Origin of the sequence: Pseudoalteromonas caenipelagi (assembly GCF_013140855.1) — a bacterium.
In the GTDB taxonomy this organism is placed as follows: domain Bacteria; phylum Pseudomonadota; class Gammaproteobacteria; order Enterobacterales; family Alteromonadaceae; genus Pseudoalteromonas; species Pseudoalteromonas caenipelagi.
In genome coordinates this window covers 600122-620345 of sequence record NZ_JABBPG010000002.1, presented here as the reverse complement: position 1 = coordinate 620345, position 20224 = coordinate 600122, and the positions used below count along the sequence as shown (strand labels likewise).

Here is a 20224-nt window from a genome sequence, read left to right as displayed (position 1 = left end):
ACTCACTAGTTTGACCAGTTTTCACAAAAAAGAGACTAATAACGAGTAAATTATTTATGAACATATATAACTACCAGTATTAGAAAGTAGTGCATATGATAATGTGCCTAAAGACAAAAATATCAAAAATAGGATTTCGAACGAACACTAAATCCCTTATAGCTATACGGCTAGTGTATAAGTGAAAGGGATGAAAACCAGCTCATATATCATTAGCTTTGAAACAGACGAAATACTGCACGAGTATAAAATTCGTGTGATTTGAGATTAATAACATCATCTAATAGACAATATTATGATCTTAGCAAATAAAGAAATTGATGTTGCTGATAATTTAGTCTTACATTTTGAAAGATGCTAAGGTTATATATATATTTAACATTACGTATGATGTGTTCTTTTATTGAAAATAACACGTTCTTATCTTCAACCCAATTAAAATCTACAAAAAGCGGTAACGGAACTATCGAATGTATTATGTTAAATATGTTGTTTTGACACAAAAGAGGGAGAATACTATTAGCTATCTTCGCAATGATGTTGTGTTACTTCTCGATATAATTTATACACAAATTCCTTAATTACCTCTGAACCCGTTTACCGCTCAAACTACTATCACCAGTTTTTTTTAAGTTTTGCTAAGTGACATGATTTCTAAACGTCAAATTATTACAGCCAAAGCCAGAATAAAGTTACTGATACTATGTTTTAGGTCACGGAAACAGCATGAACTTTTAAGATAAGTAGTCCCTCTATTTCAGCCTATACATTTCTCTTCCACTAATAATCTACACAAACAATGTAAAGTGAGAATCATCTATTCTTGACAATCAGCGACGTAATCAGAGGTTGTCATTGTTGGGAGAAAATTGAAGATTTTCCCTTTACAAACTTGCCTGATAAAAAAATTATAGTCCGCGCCACGACACCCAGGTAGTAAGCCACATTGATATTACCTAGTTTCAAATCTATAGGAAGAAAAGCTTTAGTAAGCTCTCGAACGGCTGTTTTATTGCAATTGATGTGATGGGCTGTAAAAGGAGAGGAGATTGCAAAGCGCTTTCTGTCAGCAATGACACGCCAGATAGTGCCTTAGCGTATAACCTAACTACCAAAAACAAGGAGAATTAACATACATAGATTAGGCAAAATAACACAGTCACACTGAAGTAACCTTCTTGCGTCTTTAACAAAGCTGTGTGCCAAACAGTTAAAGGCGCATAGAAATGACTACTATTTATAAAAAGTATTAAATAGAGATTGATTTATATACGTTTTTATTAATTAGTAATAGTAGCTGATACCAAGAACGTGCGTTCGTTTTGTTGGCTTTTATTTTAAAGTCAGCTCGGTGTGTGGCTTGTTATTAAGATTAAATAGTATGATGTGTTCCTTTTCTTATTCCTATGAATAAAGCCTTAAACACTTGTAAGTTGAAATTTTCCTTGATGCAAAGAGCTCTATACGTTACTTTCACTTTGAAGTAATACTACTTGGAATGAGGAAAACAAATGAAGCCATGGAACCCTGACAGTTGGAGAGAGCATCCGATTGTACAGCAACCAGAATACCCATCTCAGGAAGACCTGAAATTGGTAGAGAAACAATTAAACAGTGCACCACCTCTTGTTTTTGCTGAAGAAACGAGAAGTTTATACAAACAACTAGCCGATGTATGCGAAGGTAAAGCTTTCTTGCTGCAAGGCGGTGATTGTGCAGAATCGTTTGCAGATTTTAATGCAGCAAACATAAGGGATACTTTCAAAACATTACTACAGATGGCTGTAGTTTTAACTTATGGCGGGAAATGCCCAGTGGTTAAAATTGCTAGAATGGCAGGGCAATATGCAAAGCCACGCTCATCTGACTTTGAAACAATAGATGGAGTTTCGTTACCGTCATATCGAGGCGATATAATTAATAACTTCGAGTTCACTGAAGACGCTCGTATCCCCGATCCAAATCGCCTTATGACTGCGTACCATCACAGCGCCGCGACACTTAACCTACTAAGGGCATTTGCACAAGGCGGACTTGCAGACTTACATCAAGTTAACCGTTGGAACATGAGCTTTGTTGCTGCAAACCCTTTAAAAGAGAAGTATCAACAACTAGCTGACAGGATTCAAGATGCGCTCGAATTTATGGAAGTTTGTGGTATTAACTCAGCAGTAGCGCCAAGTCTAAAAGAAACTGACTTATACACTTCACACGAAGCACTTCTTTTAGGTTATGAAGAAGCACTTACTCGCAGGGATCACCTAAGTGGTGATTGGTATGATTGCTCTGCGCACTTTGTTTGGATTGGTGAGCGTACTAGACAGCTAGACCATGCTCATATTGAGTTTTTTAGAGGAATTAAAAATCCGATAGGTGTTAAAGTCGGTCCAGGTATGAAACCAGATGAGTTGATTGAACTCATTGATGCTTTAAACCCAGACAATATACCAGGTAGGCTAACACTTATTACGCGTATGGGCGCGGATGTGCTACCAGAGAAACTGCCTGCGCTAGTGCGTAAAGTGCAAGAAGAGGGCAAAAAGGTTATTTGGTCATCAGATCCAATGCACGGTAACACAGAAAAAGCGAGCACTGGTTATAAGACACGTAGCTTTAATAATATTTTACGCGAAATCAGCCAGTTCTTTGCTGTTCATAAAGCTGAGGGGTCCTACCCCGGCGGCGTGCACCTTGAAATGACTGGTCAGCACGTTACAGAATGCACTGGCGGTGCTTATGGTCTTTCAGATGAGGACCTAGCACAAAGGTATCGTACTCAGTGTGACCCGCGCTTAAACGCCGATCAGGTATTAGAGCTTGGCTTTTTAGTAGCAGACTTACTTAAAGACGCTCGAACTAAAGCTTAGCTTTTATGAAAGGCCGCTACAGCGGCCTTTTTAATACTTTCTTCTTGTTAGCCCAGTCTCAGAAATAATCTTGGCAGATATTTCTTCAACGGAATGAGATGTAGAATTCAAATAAGGCGTTTTATGGCGTTTAAATAACATCTCTACTTCCCTCACTTCTATTCGACATTGTCTCAGCGAAGCGTATTTAGAATTTGCCATGCGTCCCTCTCGGATCGCAGCTAACCTTTCTGGATTAATCGTCAGACCAAATAGCTTATGTTTATATGGAAGTAAGCAACGAGGATAATTGCCTTTTTCCAAATCATCCTCTGTCATAGGATAGTTTGCAGCTTTGATACCATATTGCAGCGCTAGATATAAACTCGTTGGTGTTTTACCACAGCGGCTTACACCAACCAAAATAATATCTGCTTGTTCATAGTCTTTTATATTGGCCCCATCATCATTTGCTAATGCGTAATTCACAGCCTCGATACGAAAATCATAGCTCGCTTCATGTATAGAGTGAGTTCGGTGAATTTTAGGCACAGGATCAACATTGAGCTCTTTTTTAACAACTTTGCTTGCCAGCGCAAGAAAGTCATAACAAACGCCCTGAGAGGATAAGATAATGTCAGAGAGTTCTGGGTTAACAAACGTGAAAAATACCAATGGCTTTTCACCACTATTTTGTGATGTTGTGTCTATGAGTGCTTTGATTTCTTTTGCTTTTTGAATTGTCTCTACAAATGGAATTGTCTGGTGGTTAAACTCCACAGGAAACATAGATAGCGTTGCATGACCAAATACTTCTGACGTAATTGCTGTCCCGTCCGAGATATAAAATGCGGTTCTCATGATAACCTTATTATTTCAAATTAGCTGAATTTAGCCCAACGCGGTTTACGTAGGCGTGCTTACCAGTGTAGAATGCCCTTGACCTCAATAAAAGGTCAAACAATCTCTCACATTTATTACAATTTGTTTTTGGAGACAGTTCCGTGCAAGACTACGTTCTCTGGTATCAAGAGTTAGGTATGCAAGACGTGCCTCGAGTTGGTGGTAAAAATGCCTCTCTTGGTGAAATGATATCTAATTTATCAAACGCTGGTGTACAAGTTCCAGGAGGATTCGCAACAACAGCTGAAGCCTTCAATGAATTCCTAGACCAATCAGGTCTCAACGAAAAGATCCACACCATACTAGATACCCTTGATGTCGATGACGTCAACACCCTCGCCAAAGTAGGCGCCGATATTAGACAATGGATTATCGATACTCCATTTCAGCCAACCCTAGACAAAGCAATTCGCGACGCATACAACACACTTCACGGTGATACTAGTTCTGACGTTTCTTTTGCGGTTCGTTCATCTGCTACTGCGGAAGATATGCCTGATGCATCATTTGCAGGTCAACAAGAAACTTTCCTGAATGTACGTGGTATTGACGCCGTCATGGTCGCAATCAAACACGTATTTGCGTCACTGTTTAATGACCGCGCAATTTCATACCGTGTTCACCAAGGTTATGACCACCGAGGTGTTGCGTTATCAGCGGGTGTTCAACGCATGGTTCGCTCTGATAAAGCCTCTTCAGGTGTTATGTTTAGTATCGATACCGAGTCTGGATTCGAAGACGTAGTGTTTGTAACATCAAGTTATGGCCTTGGTGAGATGGTTGTTCAAGGTGCTGTTAATCCAGATGAGTTCTATGTACATAAGCCTACACTAGCTAAAGGCCTACCAGCAGTTGTACGCCGCAATATCGGCTCAAAAGCTATCCAAATGATTTATTCAAGTGATGAGTCTCACGGCAAACAAGTTGAAATCGTTGATATGGACCCAGCTAAGTCTGCACAATTCTCAATTACTGACGAAGAAGTTCAAGAATTAGCGAAACAAGCTGTAATCATCGAAAAACACTATGGTCGTCCAATGGACATCGAGTGGGCTAAAGATGGTAACGATGGCAAACTCTATATTGTTCAGGCTCGCCCTGAAACCGTTCGCTCAAATGAAGATGCGAACGTTATGGAGCGATTCCAACTAAATGCGCATTCAAACGTCATCGCAGAAGGGCGTGCTATCGGTCATAAGATTGGCTCTGGCGTTGTACGTGTTCTTAATTCCATTGATGAAATGGACAAAGTGCAACAAGGTGACGTACTGGTTACTGATATGACTGACCCAGATTGGGAACCAATCATGAAACGCGCGGCAGCTATCGTTACAAACCGTGGTGGCCGTACTTGTCACGCGGCAATTATCGCCCGTGAATTAGGTATCCCAGCTGTAGTAGGTTGTGGTAATGCGACAGATCTCATCACTAATAACCAAAAAGTAACTGTATCGTGCGCCGAAGGTGATACAGGCTATATCTACGAAGGTGAACTTGAATTTGAAGTCATTTCTTCACGCGTAGACGAGATGCCTGATCTACCAATGAAAATCATGATGAATGTTGGTAACCCAGACAGGGCATTTGACTTTGCCAGATTGCCACATGCAGGTATTGGTCTTGCTCGCTTAGAGTTTATCATTAACCGTATGATTGGTGTTCACCCTAAAGCGCTTATTAATTTCGATACTCAGCCTGCTGATTTACAAGCTGAAATCAAAGACATTATTGCCGGCTATGAATCTCCTGTGGAATTTTACATTGCCAAGCTTGTTGAAGGTATTTCAACTCTAGGTTGTGCGTTTGCTCCAGAGCGCGTGATTGTTCGTATGTCTGACTTTAAGTCTAACGAATATGCAAACCTAGTTGGCGGCCAGCAATATGAGCCAGAAGAAGAAAACCCAATGATTGGTTTCCGCGGTGCGTCTCGATACATTTCTGAAGACTTTCGTGAGTGCTTTGCGTTAGAGTGTGAAGCCATCAAACGTGTAAGAAACAGCATGGGTTTAACAAACGTAGAAGTTATGATCCCATTCGTTCGTACTTTAGAAGAAGCGGCTCAAGTTATTGATTTGCTTGAACAACATGGCCTTAAGCGTGGTGAGAACGGTCTAAAAGTTATCATGATGTGCGAATTGCCATCAAATGCATTATTAGCTGACGAATTCTTAGAATATTTCGACGGATTTTCAATCGGCTCTAATGACTTAACTCAGCTTACGCTTGGTCTTGACCGTGATTCTGGTTTGATTGCTCATTTGTTCGATGAGCGTAACCCAGCGATTAAAAAGCTACTATCTATGGCGATTCAAACTGCGAAAGCAAAAGGCAAATATGTTGGTATTTGTGGTCAAGGTCCATCAGATCACGAAGATTTTGCAGCTTGGTTAGTAGATCAGGGTATTGATTCTGTATCACTCAATCCTGATACAGTACTTGAAACTTGGTTATATCTAGCTGATAAGCTAAAAAACTAAGCTTATTTGTTAGAAAAAGGCCGACTACAAAGTCGGCCTTTTTATTTTATACCGTCTAAGCGGTAACAAGCGCGTTTAAAAATCTTTTGTACTATTTTTAAAAGATCTCGAGCCTTTGGATAATAAATCGAAAAACAAACTAACGCGGCTAACAAAAAGACAATCGAAGGTCCGGGTACGATCGCAAAAACGAGCGCAAACAAAACAAACACAGCCCCTAAAGCGAGAACTAGAAACTTTTTCATAACATACTCCATAAAGTGCCATTCGCTTACTATAGTGCAATTGATGTGTAGAAGTTGCGTTAATATGTAACAAAGATTAAATTTCTCAATTTTTTAAATCTTTCTACATGATACAATACCGCCAAAGCAATAAATTATTACTGCCATGATTGCCAATATAAGTCAGCAAGATACAGCCAACGAATTACTTAACGACTATTTAGATACGATAAAAAAAGCCTGTTTTTTGGGTGACACCGATACGAGTTATGCAACCCGTTTAGTCAACTCCACTGATAACAGCATTTATCAAAATGTGCCACAAGCTGTCATATTCCCCAAAAATAACAAAGATATTCAAACTGCGTTACAGTGTGCAGCACAAGACCCATTTTTATCCTTAACTTTTGGTCCGCGAGGCGGTGGTACTGGCACAAATGGTCAGTCGTTAACCCCAGGGATCGTTATCGACTTATCTCGTTACATGCGAGAAATCATTGAGATTAATGTGGAAGAAAAATGGGTAAGAGTTCAAGCTGGTGTGATAAAAGACCAGCTAAATGATTATTTACGACCATATGGCTTTTTCTTTTCTCCCGATTTATCAACAAGTAACCGTGCAACCATTGGTGGTATGATAAATACCGATGCCTCTGGTCAAGGTTCGTTGGTCTACGGAAAAACCAGCGATCATGTTTTAGGTCTTACAACCTACCTAGTAGATGGTACACAATTAAGTACCAGTAAAATTGCTACCGAAAAAGCGCACCTCATTGCGCAGCAGGACAATCGCGTCGCGCAAATTTATAAGCAAGTATTAGCATCTTGCGAACAAAATCGCGCGCTCATTTTAGAGAAATTTCCACGTTTAAACCGTTTTCTTACTGGCTATGATTTAGAAAACGTATTCGACTCTAAACTTGAGAATTTTGACCTCTCAAGAATAATTACCGGCTCTGAAGGCTCGCTAGGTGTTGTTGCAGAAGCGAAACTTAATATAACACCAATAGCGCCTTACAAAACGCTGATCAATATCAAATACGATAGTTTCGATTCTGCACTGCGTAACTCACCATTTTTAGTACAAGCGCAAGCTACTTCTGTTGAAACCGTTGACAGTAAAGTTCTTAATCTTGCTAGAGAAGACATTATTTGGCACTCAGTATCGGACTTAATTACTGATGTTCCAGGTATTGAAATGCAGGGCCTGAATATGGTCGAGTTTAATGGTGAAACTGCGGATGAAATGGATGACAAGATCAATGCTCTTTGTAAAAAGCTAGACACTCTCATTAAAAACAAACAAGCAGGTGTAATAGGATATCAGTTGACCAACAACAAAGATGATATTCTAAAAATTTATGCCATGCGTAAAAAATCAGTTGGCTTGTTAGGTAATACCAAAGGAAAACAAAAACCGCTCGCATTTGCAGAAGACACCGCCGTTCCACCTGAAAATTTAGCAGACTTTATTGTTGAATTTCGACAACTGCTAGATTCACACGGCCTGCATTACGGTATGTTTGGCCATGTTGATGCAGGTGTTTTACATGTTCGTCCAGCATTGGATATGTGTGACCCAGAGCAAGAGCGATTACTTCGAGAAATATCAGATAAAGTGGTAGCACTCACCGCAAAATATGGCGGCCTTATGTGGGGAGAGCACGGTAAAGGTTACCGCAGTGAATATGGACCTGAATTTTTTGGCGCACAATTATTCTCTGAACTTCGCAAGATTAAAACTCTTTTCGATAAAGACAACAGATTAAACCCCGGTAAAATATGTACACCTTTTGAAAGTGAAGACTCACTAGTCAGTGTTGATGACCAAAAACGAGCGTGGTTCGATAAACGTATCGCCATTGAAGTGCGGGACAGTTTCGAAAACGCCATGAACTGTAATGGCAATGGACTTTGTTTTAACTATGATGAAGCATCTCCAATGTGTCCATCATATAAAGTAACAAAAGATCGTCGCCACTCTCCAAAAGGTAGGGCAAGTCTTATCCGTGAGTGGTTAAGGCTCCAAGAGGATGCTGGTACAGACTTGTTAGCAACTGAAAAACAGCTTATACAAAAAGAAAACAATGTTACTTGGTGGGAACGTTTTAGACATACACAAAGTAAACGCAAAGGGGCTTACGACTTTAATCATGAAGTAAAAGAATCAATGGATGAATGCTTAGCCTGTAAAGCGTGTACCACAGCATGTCCAATTAAGGTTGATGTACCAAGTTTCCGTTCACGGTTTTTGAATTTTTATCACAGCAGATATAACCGCCCATTAAAAGATTATTTAGTAGCTAACATCGAAACAATGGCACCTTTTCTGTCTAAGCTTGCTACTTTTGTTAATCCCGTTGTGGCCAACACGTTTGTCGCTCACGTAATTAAAAAAGTATTTGGCTATGTGGACACGCCGCAACTAAGTGTCCCAAGTTTACAATCTAGACTCAAATCAGAGTTTGATTTTGACCAAAGCAAACTAGATAAAATGAGCGAAGAAGAAAGGGCAAACTGTGTATTCATAGTTCAAGATCCATTCACAAGTTACTATGAAGCAGAACTTGTTGCGTCATTGGTTGATGTAATACAAGCATTGAACAAAAGTCCGATACTGCTACCTTTTGTACCAAACGGAAAGGCACAACATGTAAAAGGGTTTTTGAAGGAGTTTGCGAAAACCGCCGAACACGCAACGTCATTTTTATCTGATCTGGCTGAATATAAAATTCCGATGATAGGTGTAGATGCATCTTTAGTAATGGTATACAGAGATGAATATAAACAGATCTTAAATACCAATGAGTTGGGGTTTCATGTTGAGCTTGCTCACGAATGGCTAAAAGATCAAGACTGGTCAAATATCGTATTAAATGTACCAACAGGTGAAGAATACACATTACTTGCCCATTGCACAGAAACGACCGCACTTCCCAGTGCTGTAAATGTTTGGAAAACGATTTTTTCTCGGTTAGGTTTAAAGCTCAAAACGCCAGCAACAGGGTGTTGTGGTATGGCAGGTACATACGGGCACGAAATTCAAAACCAAGAAAATTCACGTGCACTTTACGAGATGTCCTGGCAAAAGCATGTTGATTCAACAGAACCAGAAAAATTGCTAGCAACAGGTTTTTCGTGTAGAAGCCAAGTTAAACGTTATGAAAATAAAAAACCGATGCACCCATTAGAATTTATTGCTCGCTCAATATAAATAATAATAGGTAAGTTTGCCCTAATTAAATAAAGTTAGGGCCTTTTTAACATAATCATAATTTACGCTTAGAACCTGACTTAGCTCTATCTTTAATATTTGTTTGTATGTAAATTTGGTCCGTTGTAGCAATCTTCGCATGGCCAAGATCTTCAGATAGGTGCTTTAAAGGGCGGTGTAGGGCATCATGTGTAGCACCAGTGTGACGTAACCAATGCGCAGTGGCGGCTTTTAGTTGTTCCGCTTCATCAGAAAAACCATCTTTATTTAAAGATTCTACTGCTAAATCAAAGCTTTGTTGAACAATTCGGCGTAATTGTCTCACATTCATACCGCCTTTTCCGCGCAATTTATGAACGATTGGGTAGGGTTCATCCACCCTTGGAAGCGGTGATAACCCACGATAAATTCGATATCGCTTTAGGTACTCGATAAAGTCTTCACTGAGAGTAACATCACGAAGCTTATTACCTTTGCCCATAATACGTAAATACCAAAAACCATCTGGATCTTGCCAAAAATGACTCATTACCGGAGACCATTGTTGCCTCTCAGATAATTCTGAAATTCTTAAATATAATCCCTTTAAACATGCAAGCGTAAATAAATTTCTCTCAAGATCTGGAAATTCCGAGCACTTGTCTTTGGTGACACCTAAAACATATTCCCACTGTAAATTACTTAAAGTGTCGGGAAGTTTAATCTGTGATTCAACTACGAGGTAAGGGCTATTTTTCTTTACAACAGGCACAAAATTAGTGCTTGTTTTTTCTTCAAGAATGGCGAATTTGTAAAATACATTTAAGGCGGTAAACATAGCAGCCAGAGTTTGTTGACTAACTGCCTGTTCTTTTGTGGTAAAAGGACGCCAGTTTTTATTAACTAATCTAATACCTTGATTTTCTTTAAACCGCCATTGTACAGAATCAGAGCACCAAGTATGCTCTGGCTGCGCCATAAAATCTACATACGCTTCGATATCATCCCGTTTCAATTCAAAAACCGATAATTGCTTTATATTCCAAGCCCACAAATGAAATCGTTCTAACTCATTCCTAAAACGATTAAATGTAGCTTCAGACTTTCGACCGTAAACATAAAGAAACTGATATAAAAAGCTCAGATCCGTTAATGCTTGTGGAATTATTTTGGCAACACGCGATAAATACGCGTCAAGCTCAGGATACTCTTGAGGTAACGTTGCATCTTCTAAATGTGCTATTTGATAACGGAGCTGCTTAAATGTATCAACCAGTGGTACCAACATGGGTTATTAAGTCCGATACTGAAATGCTTTAAGCCTAGTATAAAGAGTTATCTAGTTTTTACAAACTTAATTGAACTATTTTTAATACCGAAAACTTCATTTTTAATGATATCTAGTGTTAAAAATCTATGTAATACCTGATATAAAAAGACAATTTAAACACAAATAGAGATTACAGCACCTTTTATAAAAATTAGTTATATACCCCCCGAAACAATATCAAAATTTGATGGAATAGATTAGCTTGTGAATTAATTGAAGATAAGCCTATTAAACGTACTTAATTCGTGTGAACTAGTGATAGGGTTAATTAGGTTGAATAAAAATTTTGAAAAAGTTCAATATGAAGAGCTCGGCATATTAAATTCTATTTAATATTAAAGTATAAAAATAACTATTATAAGATTGAAAGCCTAAGAAAAACGATTACACCTATACACACAATAAGCATGGATTTAAAATATTTTTTATTCGCTGACCACGCGAGCCTTTCGATTAGTTTATATGTAACCAACAATTAGGTTATCGATATACCAAATATAAAATCGGTGGTGCTCCTATAAATTGATTGACTAAAATAATCTTTATTTTAGTCAATACCACCGTAGTAGATTATTTTTCATCGTTTGACAATTCAGACCAGCCCCAAGGGCTAATCTCAAAAATAACATCTGAATCAATATTTTGTTCCGCACAAACATCACTTTGTCCTAGTAAACGAACGGGGCGTTGATGTTTATAAGACTCAAGTAATAATTCATATTGATACTTCGCTACAGGAGACGTGATATCTAAACGCCATACCATTGATGCCTTATCGACAATACATGGAGCATATTGCGAACTGTCGGATATAGATTTCGCCCTAAAATATATCTGATGATCATTATTTGAAGAGTGTGAGCGAATATTTAATTCATCGACCACAGCATAAACATCATTTCCTGCAAAAGAGGGGAAAGCCAAAAGTGAAATGAATGCACCCTGTAACAAGTTGATTTTCATGTTTTTCCTTAACAATAAAATTTTAAGTTTAGCGTAGCGTAGCGTATATTTATTAAATTTTAAAGGTTTTAGGTAAGCAACAACCGCTCGTCAATAGGGATAAATTCGTCACAGCTTTCTATAAGTAGTTGGGCCGTTAGCTTTTCGGCCCCATATACTTTGCTTGATACTTGATAACGATTACGTAAATGCGCTAATAAAATTGCAAAATCACCATCCCCTGAGAGTAAAATCACTTCATCAACATGCTTCGCGGCTTCCATCATATCGATGGTGATCCCAACATCCCAATCGCCTTTTTTTGAACCATCGCTGCGAACAATATAGGGCTTGAGCTTTACTTCAAATCCAATCGCACGCAATATATTTTGAAACTGAGTTTGCTTGTCGTCACCACGATAAGTTGCATATGCAAAGGCATATTCTATTTCACCTAATTGCTGAGCTTCAGCCCAAAAAGCGTTGTAGTTAAAATTAAAGCCTAGCGATTGTTTACAGGTATAGTAGATATTTTGTACGTCTACGAATAAAGCGATTTTTTTCATGAATCGTATCTTTTGTGCGAAAACCACCATACTAGCTCACATAACCCATCCATACTAGCAGTGCAGCTATTTTGTTATATCACTGATTTAAAATGACCAATGCTGCATTTCTACTAACCTGCTTTTTGTTCTTTCAAACTCAAAAGCAAGACGCTTTCCTACGTATAGATCATTGATATCAACAGGCGAAGAAATCACAACAATGCAGCGCTGCTCATAACATTCATCTACTAAAGCAATAAATCGTCTAGCGTGATCATCCAGATGATATGAGTCATGTACTGAGCCGCTACGCTGATAGCCATCTTCTATACCTTGTACTGCGTGATTATGCTCAATCCGTTCGCCCATTTTTGGAATGTTTGCAATGAAAAGTGCTGGATAGTCTTTCGCTAACTCAATGTAGTCGGCAGTGGCACGAGGCGCTGAGCATAAGCTCATAAAATCAAAAGCAATAACGCTTTTGCCTTGTCCTAATATATTTATTTTGCGATTGAATAATTCGATACTCGAACTAATTTGCTCGCCACCTTGTTGAGCAAAAGCATTAAAGAAGGCTGTAGGCTCATTCACAAAATAGTGATTACTAATAAGCCCTTTTGTGAATCGGTGATCAGTGTCGCCATTGACACTTACCACCTTACAATGGGTTTCAAGTAAATCGATGGTGGGCAAAAATCTATCTCGTTGTAAGCCGTTTTTGTATAGCTCTGATGGATGACAATTTGAGGTAGCAACAAGGACCACGCCATGGGCAAATAACGCATCAAATAGCCGTGCCATTATTATTGCATCACCAATGTCAGTAACGAAAAACTCATCAAAACACAGCACTTTTGCATGTAGTGCCCATTGCGCTGCTATATGGGCTAATGGATTACTTTGACCTTGAATGCAATTAAGCTGATTATGGACCTTTTTCATGAAGTGGTGAAAGTGTAAGCGCTGTTTAGATACACCTTCCAAAGAATTGAAAAACATATCCATAAGCATGGTTTTACCACGCCCAACTGGCCCATATAAATAGACACCACAAGATGGCAAACCATCTATTAATTGCTGATGTAGTCGTTCTAGTATCTCGACCGCATATTCCTGTTTAGAGTCAAAGCTCAGTTCACCCGAGCGTAAAAGTTGTTGATATTGTTCGCGCATAAAACCTTAAAATTATTTAGGGTGTTTTGAAGTATTGGATATAATCCACCAAGCAGTATATTACCGCCGAGTAAAATAGTTTTGAATATTTCCAGCGTGTAAAACGGAGTTTAAATGTCTGACGCACTAAAAATGCTACGCAACGTTATGGAAGGCTATTCTCCCATATCGCCAACAACATGGCAGCAAATAGTCTCCCTGTGTACTAAAAGCACCTATAAAAAAGATCAATACATCTATCCTTATGGGGAATTGCCTAACAGTTTTGCTTTTATAAACCGTGGCATAGTTAGACTATTTGCCTGCGACCATCAAGGTCATGAGTACAACAAGCGCTTTTTTTGCGCCGGTGAGTTTCCCGGTATAATGAGTGCGTTGCATCAAAAAAAAGCCGTCGAGCAGGGCATACAGTGCTTGCAAAACTGCGAGGTATTATTAATCAATTTTAAAGCTTATCGTGAGGTCTTATTCGATAACCATGAGCTAATGCGCTTTCAAATTAAGTACCTTGAAAAAAATTGGTTGCTTGAGAAAGACCAACGCGAAATTTGCTTAATTCAGCAAGATGCAACAGAGAGGTATCTGTTGTTTTTGCAGCAAAATGCTTCTTTAGTTGAACAAATTCCTCAATATCACTTAGCGTCACACCTAGGAATTAGTGCCACCCAGTTAAGTAGAATAAGAAAATCGTTAAAGACCTCGCGTTCATTTACATAGGTAAATGAACTGCGAGCGCTGAGTGATTATGCTGCATTTAAGATTACTTAGATGTAGAGAGACTTATGCAAGCAGAATCATTTACTCACCTTCAACCGATGCTACAATGGAGATACGCAGTTCGCCGCTTTTCCGATGAAATTGTCAGTGATGCCAAATTAAATCAAATCTTAAAAGACACTCGATTAAGCCCGTCATCTTTTGGTTTACAGCCTTACAAGCTACTCGTTATCACTGATAATGAGATAAAAAATAAATTAGTCGAAGCCAGCTACGGCCAAGAAAAAATAGCACAAAATAGTCATTTGCTTATTTTATCCGCGGATATGAGTTCAATAACCACAATGGTTGAGCAGTACATCCTTAGATACTCGCTGCATACCGACCTAATCGGTAAAAAGCTCAGCGCAATGAAACAAACTATGTTGAGTGCCGTATCAGGATTTGATGTACAACAACAGTATCAATGGGCCTCCGAGCAAGCGTATATCGCATTGAGCACTTTATTACTCTCTGCAGCATCTTTGAAAGTAGATGCATGTCCAGTGGGTGGTATAGATAAAGCTAAATATGATCAGATTTTAAAGCTAGATCAAGCTAAGCTCAAAACAGTTATCGCATGCCCAATTGGCTATCGGCATCCTTTAGATTATGTTGCGCACGTAAACAAGGTCAGAAAACCAATCGAAGACCTCGTTATTAAGGTAGAGTGATATGACGTTTACTATACTCGCATTTTTTGCGGGCGCGGCAATTGCGCTACAAGCAAGCATGAACGCACAACTGGGTAGCTTGTTAAGAAATCCAATTTTGGCCACAGTCTGTGCTTTTACGTTTAGTGCATTCTTCTCATTGATTGCTCTGAGCGTTTCTAATAACAGCGCACCAAGCGCAAAGCTTGTGACTTCTGTTCCTTGGTATCTATGGGGAGTCGGCGGGGTTTTAAGCGCAGCAGGCGTAGGGTTGTGTTATTTTTTAATTCCGAAAATGGGGGTCGGTAATTTAATGTCGTTTGTACTTAGCGGCCAGCTTCTAATGGCAATGTTAATATCGCATTTTGGTTGGTTTAGCGTGCCTCAGGCCAGCATCTCATTACAAAAACTAGCGGGAATTACTGCCATGATTATAGGACTAGTACTTGTAAATAAAGACTTTAGCGCGACATAATTATAATACTTTCATGGGGTACAACACCAACCCCATGATGCATAGCGTCTTATTTGTATACTGATAAATCAGTTTGCTCGGCTTCGCAAACCGCCTTGATTGCAGGATGTTTCGCAAGCCCTTTTAGGTAGCGGTTGAGGTTAGCAAAGCCCAGTGGTGGTTTTTTCAACTCATCTGCCCATATACACAGCATAAACATATAACAATCGCACACTGTAAATTGGTTATTTACCATGTATGTGTTGTCGCCTATGTACTTGTTCAATATCCCCAGACACTCACTTATCCTAGACTGTTGCGTGTTAACTATATCATCGTACATAATCGCACTCTGAGTATGCCGCTCAGGATAGAAGTAAACCATTAATTCATTTTGCACGGTTGTTGTTAAATACATTAGCCATTGATAAAACTCTGCTTTTGCTTTTGGCTCGATAGGTATCAAATGACTTTCTGGGTGTTTTTCACACAAATATAAACAAATTGCTGCGCTTTCAAATAGTACAAAATCATCATCTACTAACGTAGGTATTCTGCCTGTTGGATTTATTTTCAAATATTGAGCTGATTTTTGAACAACTTTCTTGCGGTCAACAAGCTCAAGCTGAAATGGAACGCCAAGTGCTTTCAAGACAAAATGCGGCGCAAGGCTAGCGTTTCGAGGGTAATAAAAAAGTGTGTACATAAACTACCTTTACGATCGGTTAAAGTTTCATTAGAAACCTAAGCTCCTTTTTTGGCGGGTTCTATAGAACTGTAGGTGAGCATCCTCTATTTAACAAATTGATTTTTACTATTATGTCAATATATTATAGTTTATTGTACCTGTATACTTACCACCTTAATTAAAAACGCCGACATAAGTCGGCGCTCTTTACCTTTACGGTGTGTAATATATCGGTGAATTTGGCCCAACAGGTAACCCAAATCCAAATACCCAGATATAAAATAGTAGCACCCAGCCAACAAAGAAGAACATGCTGTAAGGCAGCATAGTAGCAACGAGTGTACCAATTCCCATATCCTTCTTATATTTTGTTGCAACCGCGAGTATCAGGCCAAAATAGCTCATCATCGGTGTGATTAAATTTGTCACAGAATCACCAATTCTGTAGGCTGCTTGAATCGTTTCAGGCGCATATCCTACCAGCATTAACATCGGTACAAATATCGGCGCAGTTACAGCCCATTGTGCCGAGGATGATCCTAAGCTCAAATTTACAATCGCACACATAAATATAAATAACACGAACACTTCTGGGCCAGTAAGGTTAAGTGCTGTAAGCAGTGCTGCACCATTGATTGCCAAAATAGTACCTAAGTTAGTCCATTTAAAGAATGCCACAAACTGCGCTGCAAAAAACACCAATACAATGTACATGCCCATTGAGCTCATGGATTTACTCATCGCGTTTATCACGTCGCGGTCATTTTTCATGGTCCCAACCACGCGGCCATAAACAAAGCCAGGTATGGCAAATGTCACAAAGATAAATACCACGATTCCCTTTAAAAATGGAGAACCGGCTACGAGGCCTGTTTCAGGGTGACGCAATATGCCATTTTCAGGCACAATTGTCAGAGCAAGTAAAATCGATACGATTAGAAGCGTAATGCCAGCCCACTTTAAGCCCGACTTTTCTTGTGCCGACAAGTGCTCAATATTATTTTCACCCAAATCTATACTCGCTTCATTTGGGTTATATTTTCCAAGTCGCGGTTCGACGATTTTTTCAGTTACCAATGTGCCAACAATGGCGATTAAAAACACCGACACCATCATAAAGTACCAATTAGCTTCGGGACCGACTTGATATGATGGGTCTATCATTTGTGCAGCTGGCGTTGTAATGCCCGCAAGTAGCGGATCTATTGTCCCAAGCAATAGATTTGCACTATATCCACCTGAGACCCCAGCAAATGCAGCAGCTAAACCCGCCAGTGGATGACGTCCTAAACTATGGAAAATCATTGCTGCAAGTGGGATCAACACCACATAACCGAGTTCAGAAGCGGTATTTGACAATATTGCCGCAAATACCACCATAAACGTCACTAAACGTTTTGAAGCGCCCATCACCATGCCACGCATTGCAGCTGATAATAACCCAGAGTGCTCTGCAACACTTACGCCTAATAAGGCAACTAGCACCGTACCAAGTGGCGCAAACCCAGTAAAATTAGTAACAAGCCCGGTGACAATTTTTTGTAACCCTTCGGCACTTAATAAACTGACTACTTCAATAATACCGTCAGGGTCTCTACCTTTGGCACCTTCCGGTCGCGGATCTATGGCACTTAACCCCATCCAATCTGCAATACCGCTAAATAAAACAATAGCAATACAGAACATTGCAAATAGGGTGATAGGGTGGGGTAACATATTCCCTAAAAATTCAACAGTCGCTAAAAATCGGTTAAACCAACCTTTATTATCCTGCTGATTATCGGCTTGTGTCTCTACAACATTTGACATAGCTTAATCTCTAATTCTAAAAATTCGCGATAATTTACCATTTTTTAGCGTTACTATCACAAAGATTCGTTAGCCAGTCACTTTAGCAAGACAAAATGATTCGCCTTAATCCGGTAAAACGCCCTAATTATGTGCTTGGAGGCTTAAAATAACGATAATTGGTTGTGATTTAATTTTGCTGTTTGCGTCCTTTTTATATTACGGCCGCGCCGCGACGCATGTTTTTTAATGACGCGCTTTGTTTCCGAGCTGTTTACATGCACTTTGTAATAGCTGGAAATTTTAAGCCTAGCTTGTTTAGCAGCTTCGTCTGGTAGCACCTTGGGTTTATCGTAACAGTCTGTTTTTAAGCCTGAATATAACCATGGAGTATGAACATAGCTATCAGGCACATGAGCAAGCTCTGGTATGTACCTTCTTATAAACTCGCCCTTTGAGTCAAACTTTTGCCCTTGTGTTATTGGATTATAAATACGAAATGGATTAATGCCCGTTGTGCCTGACTGCATTTGAACTTGCGGGTAGTGGATACCTGGTTCGTAATCAACAAAGGTGCTAGCTAGGTATGCGGCTGTTTTAGGCCAATCCAACCATAAATGGTAACTGGCGAAGGCGACCAACATTGCACGCATCCTAAAATTAATCCAGCCTGTTTGCAGTAGCATTCTCATGCAGGCATCAATAAAAGGCACGCCTGTACAACCAAGTTTCCAACGCTCAAAACTGGCTTCTTCAAATTCACTCTGACGCATGGCCACCAACGAGCGATGTACAGCTTGAGTCTCATATCTTGGCTCTGACTCCAGTTTTTGCACAAAATGGCTGTGCCAATATAATCTTGCCAAAAAACCTGACTTATGACGCTTTTCTACATGCTCAAGTTCATAGGCCATTTGCATGACCTGCTTTAGACTCAGCATTCCGTAGCATAAGTAAGGGCTCAAGCGAGAGCTTGCTGTTACTGATTTTATGGGACTGGATATACCAAACAGATAATTATTGATTCGCTGTTTAAAAAAGCTTTGCAGCGTGGCCTTTGCCGCGTCGGTGGTGCCTTGTTGCATTTGCCTGGCAATAAAATTGTCATTGCCTGGGTAGTTGTCCAACAAATGTAAGCCGCTATGATAACAGAGCACTGAGCGCACACGGCTGGGGGGTGGCAAAACTTCACTGGCAATCCATGCACTCGCGCGAGATTGCCAAGAATCTCTATTTAGTCGTCCTCTAAATACCGCTTGCTGACGGTATTGGTGTACTTTAATGTGATTTTTAGCACACCATAAAAAAACCGCATTATCTCGTTCAAAGGTCCATTGGTTGCCAGTTTCTTGATGGCAAAATAACGATTTTATGGGGTATTTTTGATGGATTTTTGCCAGTACCTCATCAACATTGCCGCGACGGACACACAAAAAGCCACCTAGCTTTTCTATTTCTCTCGCATAAGAAAGTATAGCTTGTGAGATAAACGCAAATTGCCTCTCGCTGGTATCATCAAGGTGCCAATATTGCGGTTCTATAACATATAAGAATAAAGTTGGCTCAGCGCATTTTTGACTATTGTAAAGCGGTGCATGATCATTGACTCTAAAATCACGCTTGAGCCAAACAATATTAATCACTTACCACGCCTTTAAACAGTAGCGGATAACGCCTAATACGTTTGCCAATGTAATCATCAGCCAGAACTTGAGCAACAATTCTGTCAATATTATCATCCACTTCAAACACCCATTCAAAGCGCTCTACAGCCAACAGTAGGCCCTTTTTCAAAAACGGCTGCTGCTTAAACACATTACAGTTGTTTTTTATAATATCCAGCTTATCTGGGTTAGCCTTTAGCTCTTCAAGGGCTGCATGAATAAACTGCAAGCCTCTGCTATCGCACTCCTTGTTTTTTTGTCGTTTAACCCGATATGTCATAGATCTCGTTAGTCACTATCAGCTTGCTTTTTAATTGCGTCAATCTTGGCAATAAAATCGTCTTTGTGCTTATCATGCTCGTAATCTAAGTGATAAGTATTGTGAAATCCATAGCGCATCAACACACCGCTTCCCTTAAAGTAAATGGTATACCCATCAATATCTGAAAATGCAGTAATGCCGTTAAAAAACTTACCTTCTGGTGTAGCTTCTCCATGTTTTTGTATGTACTCATAAACACTCAATATCGTTTTGCTGTCTAAGTCGTTTTTCATGATGACTCCATTTTGTTGTCTTTGATACGT

17 protein-coding genes are annotated in these 20224 nt (G+C 39.5%); 6 read left to right on the top strand and 11 right to left on the bottom strand.

What is annotated here, in order from left to right; all coding sequences use genetic code 11:
• Positions 1 to 1511 precede the first annotated feature (1511 nt).
• Positions 1512 to 2867, top strand: a complete 1356-nt coding sequence (locus tag HG263_RS07440) for a class II 3-deoxy-7-phosphoheptulonate synthase (RefSeq protein ID WP_171625437.1) — start codon at positions 1512 to 1514, stop codon at positions 2865 to 2867.
• A 30-nt stretch (positions 2868 to 2897) separates the two neighbouring features.
• Here the strand turns inward: HG263_RS07440 and ppsR are convergent, their stop codons facing one another.
• Positions 2898 to 3707 (bottom strand): posphoenolpyruvate synthetase regulatory kinase/phosphorylase PpsR, encoded by an 810-nt coding sequence (gene ppsR, locus HG263_RS07435; protein WP_171625436.1) that lies wholly within the window; start codon positions 3705 to 3707, stop codon positions 2898 to 2900.
• 143 nt (positions 3708 to 3850) lie between these two features.
• On the opposite strand from ppsR, the gene ppsA reads away from it, so the two are divergent.
• Positions 3851 to 6226, top strand: coding sequence for a phosphoenolpyruvate synthase (gene ppsA / locus HG263_RS07430; RefSeq protein ID WP_171625435.1), 2376 nt, complete (start codon positions 3851 to 3853; stop codon positions 6224 to 6226).
• A gap of 41 nt (positions 6227 to 6267) precedes the next feature.
• On the opposite strand, the gene HG263_RS07425 is transcribed toward ppsA, so the two are convergent.
• A complete protein-coding gene (locus tag HG263_RS07425) occupies positions 6268 to 6471 on the bottom strand; it encodes a PGPGW domain-containing protein (RefSeq protein WP_171625434.1) in 204 nt (67 codons plus the stop codon).
• Between the two features lie 145 nt (positions 6472 to 6616).
• Between HG263_RS07425 and ydiJ the strand changes: the two genes are divergently transcribed.
• Positions 6617 to 9664 (top strand): D-2-hydroxyglutarate dehydrogenase YdiJ, encoded by a 3048-nt coding sequence (gene ydiJ / locus HG263_RS07420; protein WP_171625433.1) that lies wholly within the window; start codon positions 6617 to 6619, stop codon positions 9662 to 9664.
• A 55-nt stretch (positions 9665 to 9719) separates the two neighbouring features.
• Here the strand turns inward: ydiJ and HG263_RS07415 are convergent, their stop codons facing one another.
• The 4 genes from HG263_RS07415 to zapE all read right to left on the bottom strand — a co-directional run bounded on the left by HG263_RS07415 (position 9720) and on the right by zapE (position 13636).
• The gene (locus HG263_RS07415) at positions 9720 to 10931 is read right to left on the bottom strand and encodes a tyrosine-type recombinase/integrase (RefSeq protein ID WP_171625432.1); all 1212 of its coding nucleotides are present in this window, start codon (positions 10929 to 10931) and stop codon (positions 9720 to 9722) included.
• 612 nt (positions 10932 to 11543) lie between these two features.
• Positions 11544 to 11936, bottom strand: coding sequence for a hypothetical protein (locus tag HG263_RS07410; protein ID WP_171625431.1), 393 nt, complete (start codon positions 11934 to 11936; stop codon positions 11544 to 11546).
• Between the two features lie 68 nt (positions 11937 to 12004).
• Complete coding sequence (locus HG263_RS07405) at positions 12005 to 12481, bottom strand: NYN domain-containing protein (RefSeq protein ID WP_171625430.1); 477 nt, start codon at positions 12479 to 12481, stop codon at positions 12005 to 12007.
• An 87-nt stretch (positions 12482 to 12568) separates the two neighbouring features.
• On the bottom strand, positions 12569 to 13636 hold the full coding sequence (gene zapE / locus HG263_RS07400) for a cell division protein ZapE (protein WP_171625429.1): 1068 nt from the start codon (positions 13634 to 13636) through the stop codon (positions 12569 to 12571).
• Positions 13637 to 13750: 114 nt separating this feature from the next.
• On the opposite strand from zapE, the gene HG263_RS07395 reads away from it, so the two are divergent.
• From HG263_RS07395 to HG263_RS07385, 3 genes are all read left to right on the top strand, one after another.
• Positions 13751 to 14353 carry a Crp/Fnr family transcriptional regulator gene (locus tag HG263_RS07395; RefSeq protein WP_171625428.1) on the top strand — a complete coding sequence of 201 codons (603 nt, stop codon included), beginning with the start codon at positions 13751 to 13753 and terminating at the stop codon, positions 14351 to 14353.
• A 65-nt stretch (positions 14354 to 14418) separates the two neighbouring features.
• Complete coding sequence (locus tag HG263_RS07390; protein ID WP_171625427.1) at positions 14419 to 15066, top strand: NAD(P)H-dependent oxidoreductase; 648 nt, start codon at positions 14419 to 14421, stop codon at positions 15064 to 15066.
• Position 15067: 1 nt separating this feature from the next.
• Positions 15068 to 15520: a DMT family transporter gene (locus HG263_RS07385; protein WP_171625426.1), complete on the top strand. Its 453-nt coding sequence runs from the start codon at positions 15068 to 15070 to the stop codon at positions 15518 to 15520.
• A gap of 49 nt (positions 15521 to 15569) precedes the next feature.
• Here HG263_RS07385 and HG263_RS07380 read toward each other — a convergent pair whose 3' ends face one another.
• The 5 genes from HG263_RS07380 to HG263_RS07360 all read right to left on the bottom strand — a co-directional run bounded on the left by HG263_RS07380 (position 15570) and on the right by HG263_RS07360 (position 20194).
• Positions 15570 to 16205, bottom strand: coding sequence for a glutathione S-transferase family protein (locus tag HG263_RS07380; protein ID WP_171625425.1), 636 nt, complete (start codon positions 16203 to 16205; stop codon positions 15570 to 15572).
• A gap of 195 nt (positions 16206 to 16400) precedes the next feature.
• The gene (locus tag HG263_RS07375; protein ID WP_171625424.1) at positions 16401 to 17996 is read right to left on the bottom strand and encodes an AbgT family transporter; all 1596 of its coding nucleotides are present in this window, start codon (positions 17994 to 17996) and stop codon (positions 16401 to 16403) included.
• A 143-nt stretch (positions 17997 to 18139) separates the two neighbouring features.
• Positions 18140 to 19618, bottom strand: a complete 1479-nt coding sequence (locus tag HG263_RS22675) for an FAD-binding domain-containing protein (RefSeq protein WP_171625423.1) — start codon at positions 19616 to 19618, stop codon at positions 18140 to 18142.
• Complete coding sequence (locus tag HG263_RS07365; RefSeq protein WP_171625422.1) at positions 19611 to 19919, bottom strand: hypothetical protein; 309 nt, start codon at positions 19917 to 19919, stop codon at positions 19611 to 19613. Before HG263_RS07365 ends, HG263_RS22675 begins: the two co-directional genes overlap by 8 nt.
• 8 nt (positions 19920 to 19927) lie before the next feature.
• The gene (locus tag HG263_RS07360) at positions 19928 to 20194 is read right to left on the bottom strand and encodes a DUF3081 family protein (protein ID WP_171625421.1); all 267 of its coding nucleotides are present in this window, start codon (positions 20192 to 20194) and stop codon (positions 19928 to 19930) included.
• Positions 20195 to 20224 lie beyond the last annotated feature (30 nt).